Raw genomic sequence first — 9133 nt, forward strand, 5'->3', positions numbered from 1 at the left:
ATGGCTTCTTCACCAAATTCAGATGTTTTTATTTTCACTTTTTTAAGGAATGGTTTTATTCTTTCTCCAATTTTTCTAAGTTCATCTCTTGATGGAATTGGTGTTCCCTGTAACTTTTCATCAAGAACTACTTTATCCCTAAACTGTTGTAATGTATATATATCTGGATCTATTTCTTTTGCAATTTCAACAATATCTCCAATATCCATTAAGTAAGGCACATAAGTTGTCCTACATTCAAGAAATACTTCTCCTTTTATGCATGCTTCCATGCTTCTCCTGACATTACATCCAATATCAGATCCTATGATTTTATTATATTTATCAAAAGGAGCTTTGATATCAAGTGCTACATAATCCAGTAAATTTATTACATTTTGCAGCCTGTCGGGAAAACATCCGTTTGTGTCAATTTTTGTATTTAATTCATGATTTTTAGAGTATTTTAAAATTTTTTCTACATCTTCATGCTGAATAAGAGGTTCTCCACCTGTTATTACCACACTATCTATAAAATCCATTGATTTTTCAATTTTTTGTAGGATTTCATCCAGTTCCAGATATTTTCCGCCTTCTATAATTTCTGGATTATGGCAATAGGGACATTTCAGGATACATCCCCCCGTAAATATAACCAGTGACATTTTTCCTGGAAACTCAAGAGAGGATATAATCATATCTCCTATTATCAACTAAATCGCCTTTTTTTATCCTACTAAATCATTTAATACTTCTATAAATCTTTTATCTTCTTCTAATGTCCCTACACTTACTCTTATCCAGTATTCATCCAATCCTTTAAATGAATTACAATCCCTTACAATGATTCCTTGTTTCATTAAAGCTTCAGCAAATTCATGAGATTTCATTCCTGTTTTTCTTATGTCTAAAAGTAGATAATTAGCTTTGGAAGGATATATATGGATTTTATCAAATTCAGATATTTTTTCATAGAGGAATTCCCTGCTCTGGATACTCAACTCTGTTGATTTTTTTATGTAATCCTCATCATCAAGTGTGGCAAGTGCAGCCACATATGAAAGCTTTGTGAGGCTGAACACTGGTTTTACTCTGTGCATAAACTCAATAAATGTTGGATTTGAAATTGCATAACCTACCCTCATTCCAGCAAGCCCTAAAACCTTGGAAAATGTTCTTAAAATAAGCATGTTATCATAATCAGCTAATAAATCCACATTGTTAACTTCTGAAAATTCAAAATATGCTTCATCAACAACCACAAGCGCTTCTGTGCTTTCAAGCACTCTTTTTATATCTTTTTTATCTATTAAACCACCTGTAGGGTTGTTTGGAGTGCATAAAAAGATTATTTTAGTTTTATCAGTTATGGCGTTTATTACTGAGTCCACATCCAGCTTATTTTCGTCTACATTCCATTTTGCATAAACTGGAACTCCTCCTTGAATTTTTAAGGTGAATTCATAGTACATATAGGACGGTAGGGGAACTATAAATTCATCTCCAGGTTCCATCAATGTTTTTCCAAGTACATCCAGAATTTCGTCAGCCCCATCTCCACCCACAATAATATTAGAAGATTTAACACCTGAATATTCAGCTATTTTTGTCTTTAATTCCTCTAAATTTGATTCGGGATATTTACTTATTAAATTTGATTCTTTTTCTACTGCTTCAATTGCTTTTTTGGATACACCTGCAGGATTTTCATTTGAACCAAGTTTTATTATATTATTCTTATTAATATTATATTTAATTGCGATTTCATCGATTGATCTTCCTGGAACGTAAGGATCGAGTTCTTTTACGATTTTTTTCACTTTTACCATTATTTCACTTTCCTTTAACTCTGGTTTGCCACTTTTTTGTATCTTAAAGCATTGTCTTTTATACTTTTTATCTCTTCGTCTTTTAACTTTCGAATTGCCTTTGCAGGAACTCCAATAATCAAACTTCCGTCTTCAAACTCTTTTCTAGTGGTAACTACTGCTCCTGCCCCCACAATACAGTTTTTACCGATTTTAGCACCGTTTAAAACCGTTGCATTTATTCCAATCAAACTGTTATGGCCTATTTTACATCCATGTAATACTGCTGCATGACCTATAGACACGTAATCGCCCACAGTCACAGGATAATTGTAAGATGAGTGAATAACACAATTATCTTGAACATTAGAGCACTTTCCGATAGTTATAGGTTCCATATCTCCCCTTATAACTGCATTATACCATACTGAACTATCTTCACCTATTTCAACGTTTTCAATTATTCTTACGCCTTTAAATATTTTAACAGTTTCATGTATAGCACTCATTTTATCAAACCCATTGAAAAAATAAAGATAAATAAGTATTAAATTGATATTATTAACTATCTATTATTTTTAACCAAATTATGTTCTTGTTTTACTAAAACAAGTGTATTTGAAGGAATATCTTCATAAATTATGGTTCCCGAGCCAACTGCCGCGTTTATACCTACTTTTACTCCCGGGTTAAAACTTGAATTTATACCAGTTTTTACATTATCTCCAAAAATAGATCCCAGTTTTCTTATGCCACAATCAATTCTTTCACCTTTTACGTTCATTTTAACGTTTTTGTTATCAAAACGTAAGTTTGCAATATTTGTTCCGGCAGCAATATTACAATTAGCACCAATTACTGAATCACCAACATAAGAAAGATGATTAACATTAGTACCATCCATAATTATGGAATTTTTAATTTCTACAGCATTTCCAATGTTTACATTATTTCCAAGGTAAGTATATCTCCTTAAATAAGAATTAGGACCAATATCTGCGCCTTCTCCAATGAAAACCGGCCCTAAAATATAAGTTCCAGACCTTATTATACTGTTTTTTCCAAGTACAATTGAGCCATGAATAGTGACTCCTTCTTCAATTTCACCTTCAATACTGTCTTCGGTTTGATTTATAAAGTATTCATTCACATCCAGGAGTTCCCATGGCCTTCCAACATCTATCCATTTATTATCAGATTTAATACCGCGAACTATTTTATTTTCACTCATTTGGATTTTAAGAGAGTCTGTTATCTCATATTCTCCCCTTTCAGACTTTTCTGTTTTATCTATTGCTTCAAATATGGTTTTATCAAAAAGATATATTCCTGCATTTATTAAATTACTTGGAGCTTCGCCAGGAGCTGGTTTTTCCACAATATTTTTGATAATTCCATCCTTTATTTCTACAACTCCAAATGCAGAGGGATCTTCCACTTCAGTGAGCATAAGTATAGATGATGATTCATCAGATTCATATTTTTCAATTAAATCAATGATAAGCTTGGGATCAACTATTATATCACCGTTTAAAACTATAAATTCATTATCTATCTCATCACGGATAGAATTTATGGCATGAGCAGTTCCTAAACGTTTTTCCTGGGTGATATATTTAATATTCACATCAAATGATGAGCCATCCCCAAAATAGTTCTCAATAGCTTCTTTTTTATAGCCAACGACCATTACTATGTCTTTAATGCCTGCATCTCTCAATGCTTCTAAATTATATTGGAGTATAGGCTTTCCACCAACCTGTAACATTGTTTTAGGTCTTGTTAATGTTAAAGGACGCATTCTGGTGCCTTCACCTGCTGTAAGCAATACTCCATTCATAAAATTCCCTCTATAAACTCCCTTGATTTATTTTGAATTTCTTTAGCAGTTACCATTGTTTTACCTTCTAAAGTAATTCTGATATATGATTCAGTGCCTGATGGCCTTATTAAAACCCAGCTTCCATCTTCCATGGAAATTCTAACGCCATCTATGAAATTAACATCCAATACATTGTCAAAGTAATCAGGCAGTTCTTCTTTGACTTTCTCCATTATTAAAGTTTTCTGGATATTTTCACATTCTATTCTGTCTCTTATGGTAGGATAGCTTGGTATTTCATCTAAAAGCTTAGAAAGAGGCCCATATTTTTCTACGATCTCTATAACTTTAAGTGCTGAAAGTATACCATCGGGACACATGCAGAAATCTGGATGTAGCCATGTACCTGATGGTTCTCCCCCAAATGAAGCATTTGATTCCACAATTACTTCTGCAACGTGCACATCTCCAACTTTAGTGCGTATAACTTCACCGCCTACATCTTCCATGCATTTATCCACGCAAAATGATGCATCGACTGTTGTTACAACTTTTCCACCGATTTTACTAGATACAAGGGCCAAAAGCTTGTCAAAATCTGCCATTCTTCCTTGATCATCAATAGCCACCATTCTGTCCGCGTCACCGTCGTGTGCAATTCCAATATCTGCCCCTGTTGCTTTTACAACTTTCATTAGTTCAGATAGGTTTGCTTGTGATGGTTCAGGCATTCTACCTGGGAAAAATCCATCAGGTTGACAGTTTAAGGTTAAGACATGGCAGCCTGCTTTTCTAAGCACTATTGGAGATATATATGAACCTGCCCCACTTGCACAGTCCACGACTACCTTTAAATTTCCTTTAATATCCACATTATCCAATAAATCATTAATATAATCAAAAACTACGCCTTCATTGTCTTCAATTTTACCTATAAATTCCCATGAAGCCTGGGAAAAACTTTTTTCATGAACTATCTTTTCTATTGTTCTTTCTTGATCCTGAGTGTAAGCCATTCCTGTTGAGTTCCAAAGTTTTATTCCGTTGTATTGAGATGGATTATGGGATGCTGTTATCATAATTCCTAAATCTGCACCTAATTTCATTGCAGCATAACCTACAAGAGGTGTTGGAACCATTCCCAATCGAATTACATTACATCCACATTGTAAAATACCAGCAGTTATTGCATTTTCAACCATCTTATTTGATGTTCTTGTATCATATCCGATAACAATTTTACGTCCTTTTCCACCGATATATGTTGCTACAGCCATTCCAATATCAGTTATTAATTCTAATGTTAGTTCACTAACGAGTTTACCTCTAATTCCTGATGTACCAAAGAGTTTTGGAATCATTTCATCCATAGTTATGCACCATTCAATTTACTGCTTTAAATTAGTTATGCTCCAAATTTTTCGGATTTGTTCATTAGATCCATTAAAATATTCATTACATCTGACCCTCTTATCCTGCAAAGGCCTCCAGATACAGCTGCCCTTTCGCTAAATTTGTTTACATCATCAACTCTAACTTCAGGCCCTTTTATTATGATGGGGACAGGATCTCCTGTATGGTCCATTACAGAGATTGGTGTGGAATGATCTGCTGTTAAAATGAAGTATACATCATCTATTTGCATTATTTCACTGATTACAGTATCTACTTTTTCAATGAACTTTACTTTTTCTTCCATTTGTCCATCGTGGCCTGCTTCATCTGCACCATCTATGTTAATTAATATGAATTCACAGTTATCGTCTTCTGCTGTGTTTTTAATGCTTTTTGTGATGTTTTCAAGGTTGGTGTCAGTTCCACCAGTAGCTCCTTCTACTTCAATTAAATTCATACCTGCTATTTTCCCAATTCCTTTTATAAGTCCTGTTTCAGCTATACATGCTGCTTTTAAGCCGTATTTTTCACTAAATGGTACGAGATTAGGAACTGCCCCTACTCCTCGAGGTAATATCACGTTTGCAGGGTTCTCTCCCTTTTCAATTCGCTTGAGATTAACTGGGTGATCTTTTAAAAGTTCATAGGATGTTTCCACGAATTTATTTAATATTTGGGCTGTTTTTTGGGCTTCCTGTGAATCATCAAGTGAAATCACTTCTTTAGGAGGTTTTCCTTCATTTTTTGGGTCGGAATCAGATACTTTATCAGATATACCCTCACCCCTTAACACGAGCACCGCTCTATGACCTGTAGATTCTTTAAATATTATCTCAATATCCTCAAATCCTTCTAATTTCAGATTATTTATAGATTCAGAGATTTTTTCTGTGCCTTCTCTTATTCTTCCAGCCCGCCGGTCAGTTATGATTCCATTTTCATCCTGAGTTGAAAAGTTGCATCTGAATGCTATATCTCCAGCTATAACTTCTAATCCTATTCCTGCAGCTTCAAATGGACCTCTACCTGTATAAACTTCATAAGGGTCATATCCCAGTATTGAAATGTGTGATGTGTCACTTCCAGCCCGTATACCTGGCCTTATTGGATCCATAATGCCATTTATACCAATTTCTGCTAATTTATCCATGTTTGGTGTGTTTGCAGCTTCAAGCGGAGTTTTGTATCCTAGTTCTTTTAGTGGACGGTCTCCCATCCCATCTATTATCATTATGATTCCTTTCACATTATCACCCAACTATATAAGATATTATGCTTTATTCTATTAAACTATGATGATTCCTAAAAAAGCCCCGGTTAATGTGGCTAGAAGATTAACATGTTCATTTGTAATATAATTTCTTGATTCAAGCACAGCTCCAAGAACACTATCTATAAAACATCCAAAAGTACCTGCTATAATTGCTATTTTCATAGCATTAAATGGATCTGGAGTTATCCCTAGAATATAAGCAAAAAAACCTATAATTCCCGCACCTAAAATTCCTGCTGCAGTTCCAAGAGGGGAGATTCCCCCATCGGTTCCTGGAGAAACTTTTTTAAAAGTAGATATAAGGCGCGGCGTCTTATCTAAAACACCTATTTCACTTGCAAGTGTGTCCGCAGTTGCAGTCGCAATAGAACCAATAAAACCTGCGTAATTTCCAAATGCAGCCATTACAAAAGGAACTATCCCATTTGAAATCACGTTCTTTGCAGTTCTTGTTCCTTCGTAAACGCCGATTTCTTTTTTGTATTCATGCTTGTATTTTGTAGATACGAATCCTAAAAGCAGGAATACTATGATTAAAATTAGCCAGTTAATTCCGGCTGTAAAAATAATAATTATACCCATGATAACCATGAAAATGGATCCAAAAAGATCAAGAGCTCCCCTAATGTAAGTTAAAAGCCCTATGATCACAACAAGGATCACATATTCCCAGTTTATCATTTATCTCCCAATCATAAAGTATTTTGGAGTAATCGAATTAATTAGGTTCTTCGACTACTTTAGTTTTGATTATTTCAACTCTTTTTAAGGGATATATCTTCTTTGTTTCATGATATATGGTTGATGCCATCTTTCCAGAGATTACACCTTCAACAATCTCAGGGAAGGTTTTTTCTGCGGTTAATTCATGAATAATTCTACCCATAGTTTCTCTTATGAATTTTTGTTGGGAGGATTTTGCCCTTTTAACAGTTATTGCAATGATATGTATATTTAGTGTGTATCCTTCTTTAGTAGCTACATCTGTAATTGTGTCAATTCTGCTTGTTCCTCTTCTTATCATGCTTCTAACATAATCTGTTGTTACATGATGTCCAATAAATTTGGTGTTTGCTATGTCTCCTGCAACATTATTTATTTGGAAGTACAGTTTAACGTACTGTTTGCTGAAATCGCCTGTTAATTCCCTCATTGATGATTCAACACTTCTTTTTATGAGCATTTCAGGATCTCTTGCAGGAGTTGTTCCTATTTCTGCATCCCCAAATTCTGTAGGGGTCATAATTTTATACCATTGTTTCTCTTTCCACGTATCCTTTACTCTTCTACGTCTTGCTTTAGCCATATTTATTCACCTTTATAAGTTTTAGTTAATGCCCTGTTTTTCAGCTTATTTGGCATTTTTTTTCTTTGTTTTTAAGCTTTTAAAAAAGAACCCTCCAAAAAGAGTTCATAAACTATCAAAATTGATAACTTTAATAAAAATCACTTAATATACAATCTCATTTCTACTTTATAAATATATGGAAACACATTCCAATAAATTCTCATAAAACCAGAGTTCAATAATGCTGATTTCCATATTAAATTTAAATAATTATCTTTAAAAAATCCGCCCAGGTATATTATTATAGTAAGTTATCGATGCTATTTATACTTTAAAAATTTAAGTAAATTTTTAATGTTCAAAAAATCATAGATTTTCCTCAACTTTAAAAAAATTCACTTACAATTCCATAGCAAAAATTTAAAAATAATAATAATGCCTTAAAAAGGAAATAAAATGAATTTATGTCCTTTTCTATGCAATAAATTAAGTTATAAGCCATCAGTACATGCTCATTATTCATCAGCCGTTTTGACTTGTCGGAACCCATCCTTCACCATTACAAGCAGGGCAAACACCATTTCCACCACATACTTGGCAGGTATAACCATTTTCATCCACTCCAGTTCCACCACAGCCCCAGCAAATGCCACTTCCGCCACATTCAGGACATGTTTTTTTATTGGATGTTGTAGTTTTTTTAGTTTTATTTGTTGTAGTTTTATGAGTTGTACCTGTGTTAGATTGCTGATCAACATCTGATGTGTTCACTGATGTACTATTTGATGGTAAATCCGTATTTATACAACCAGACACACTTAAAGAAATCATCATCATGCCTATAATCAATGCTAAAAAGCTTTTCTTAATTTTTAACTCCTCCTTTTATTCATTTCCCCTATGTCGATTCCATAGATATAACAAATATAATCAGTAGTATAAATGGTAATCACTATAAATATTTACTATTTTAGAATATGATGAGTTAATAAGACTAAAAAATAATATATTACCGGGTATATGTATAAACTTTGAATAAATTAATTATTTAGGCATTATTAAAAAAATAAATGCTTTAAAATCAAAATAATGATTTTTCCATGAATTTAAGATGATCAATAAATCTTTCAAGAACTTCACCAATCAATCCTTCGTCTTCAACAATTTTAATTCCTGCATTTTTAAGGCCAAATTTACCTTTTAAACCTGCTTGAACACATATTATAACATCACAGTCATTTATAGTATCTAATGATTTCTGCCATTGATGTTTTTCACCTTTAACTTTTGGCGATTCTCTTTTTTCAATGAAATTCACATTATTTGCATCAAATTCATAAATCTTGAATTCTTGTGCTTTTCCAAAATGATCCACATCTTTACCATTGGATGTTGCTACCGCTATTTTCATAATCATCACCGGATTTTATTATATCTTGCCTGGTTCAAATTAGTTACTATTTCACACCAACAAAAACAGGTCTTTCTCCTGTTTCTAATTGCCATTCTTCATCTTTAAAATCCGAAGAAATAAATATCTCAAAACCAGTTTTTTTCATTAATTCAAT

The 9133-nt window shown here is 33.2% G+C and carries 10 protein-coding genes; all 10 read right to left on the reverse strand.

Annotated features, from left to right (window positions below; genetic code table 11):
- Positions 1-692 (reverse strand): anaerobic ribonucleoside-triphosphate reductase activating protein (locus tag HZC47_11675; protein ID MBI5681544.1); only part of this gene is annotated, 692 nt, incomplete at its 3' end.
- A 15-nt stretch (positions 693-707) separates the two neighbouring features.
- The gene (locus HZC47_11680; protein MBI5681545.1) at positions 708-1808 is read right to left on the reverse strand and encodes a histidinol-phosphate transaminase; all 1101 of its coding nucleotides are present in this window, start codon (positions 1806-1808) and stop codon (positions 708-710) included.
- Between the two features lie 14 nt (positions 1809-1822).
- The gene (locus tag HZC47_11685; protein ID MBI5681546.1) at positions 1823-2296 is read right to left on the reverse strand and encodes a gamma carbonic anhydrase family protein; all 474 of its coding nucleotides are present in this window, start codon (positions 2294-2296) and stop codon (positions 1823-1825) included.
- Between the two features lie 56 nt (positions 2297-2352).
- Positions 2353-3627 (reverse strand): NTP transferase domain-containing protein, encoded by a 1275-nt coding sequence (locus HZC47_11690; protein MBI5681547.1) that lies wholly within the window; start codon positions 3625-3627, stop codon positions 2353-2355.
- Entirely contained in the window at positions 3624-4979 is a 1356-nt protein-coding gene (glmM, locus tag HZC47_11695; protein MBI5681548.1) for a phosphoglucosamine mutase, read from the reverse strand. Before glmM ends, HZC47_11690 begins: the two co-directional genes overlap by 4 nt.
- Before the next feature lie 35 nt (positions 4980-5014).
- A complete protein-coding gene (locus HZC47_11700) occupies positions 5015-6250 on the reverse strand; it encodes a 2,3-bisphosphoglycerate-independent phosphoglycerate mutase (protein ID MBI5681549.1) in 1236 nt (411 codons plus the stop codon).
- Between the two features lie 39 nt (positions 6251-6289).
- Positions 6290-6958: a TIGR00297 family protein gene (locus HZC47_11705; protein MBI5681550.1), complete on the reverse strand. Its 669-nt coding sequence runs from the start codon at positions 6956-6958 to the stop codon at positions 6290-6292.
- Between the two features lie 37 nt (positions 6959-6995).
- Positions 6996-7583 (reverse strand): 30S ribosomal protein S3ae, encoded by a 588-nt coding sequence (locus HZC47_11710; protein MBI5681551.1) that lies wholly within the window; start codon positions 7581-7583, stop codon positions 6996-6998.
- Positions 7584-8087: 504 nt separating this feature from the next.
- Positions 8088-8402, reverse strand: coding sequence for a hypothetical protein (locus HZC47_11715; GenBank protein ID MBI5681552.1), 315 nt, complete (start codon positions 8400-8402; stop codon positions 8088-8090).
- A gap of 244 nt (positions 8403-8646) precedes the next feature.
- A complete protein-coding gene (locus HZC47_11720) occupies positions 8647-8976 on the reverse strand; it encodes a dinitrogenase iron-molybdenum cofactor biosynthesis protein (GenBank protein MBI5681553.1) in 330 nt (109 codons plus the stop codon).
- Between the last annotated feature and the right edge of the window lie 157 nt (positions 8977-9133).

Origin of the sequence: Methanobacterium sp., from assembly GCA_016222945.1 — an archaeon.
Lineage (GTDB): Archaea > Methanobacteriota > Methanobacteria > Methanobacteriales > Methanobacteriaceae > Methanobacterium_D.

Bases quoted from the DNA above. Each gene is read 5' to 3' on its own strand.
- HZC47_11680 (MBI5681545.1), bottom strand. From the start codon at position 1,808: ATGGTAAAAGTGAAAAAAATCGTAAAAGAACTCGATCCTTACGTTCCA.
- HZC47_11705 (MBI5681550.1), bottom strand. From the start codon at position 6,958: ATGATAAACTGGGAATATGTGATCCTTGTTGTGATCATAGGGCTTTTA.
- HZC47_11720 (MBI5681553.1), bottom strand. From the start codon at position 8,976: ATGAAAATAGCGGTAGCAACATCCAATGGTAAAGATGTGGATCATTTT.
- HZC47_11685 (MBI5681546.1), bottom strand. From the start codon at position 2,296: ATGAGTGCTATACATGAAACTGTTAAAATATTTAAAGGCGTAAGAATA.
- HZC47_11690 (MBI5681547.1), bottom strand. From the start codon at position 3,627: ATGAATGGAGTATTGCTTACAGCAGGTGAAGGCACCAGAATGCGTCCT.
- glmM (MBI5681548.1), bottom strand. From the start codon at position 4,979: ATGGATGAAATGATTCCAAAACTCTTTGGTACATCAGGAATTAGAGGT.
- HZC47_11710 (MBI5681551.1), bottom strand. From the start codon at position 7,583: ATGGCTAAAGCAAGACGTAGAAGAGTAAAGGATACGTGGAAAGAGAAA.
- HZC47_11715 (MBI5681552.1), bottom strand. From the start codon at position 8,402: ATGATGATGATTTCTTTAAGTGTGTCTGGTTGTATAAATACGGATTTA.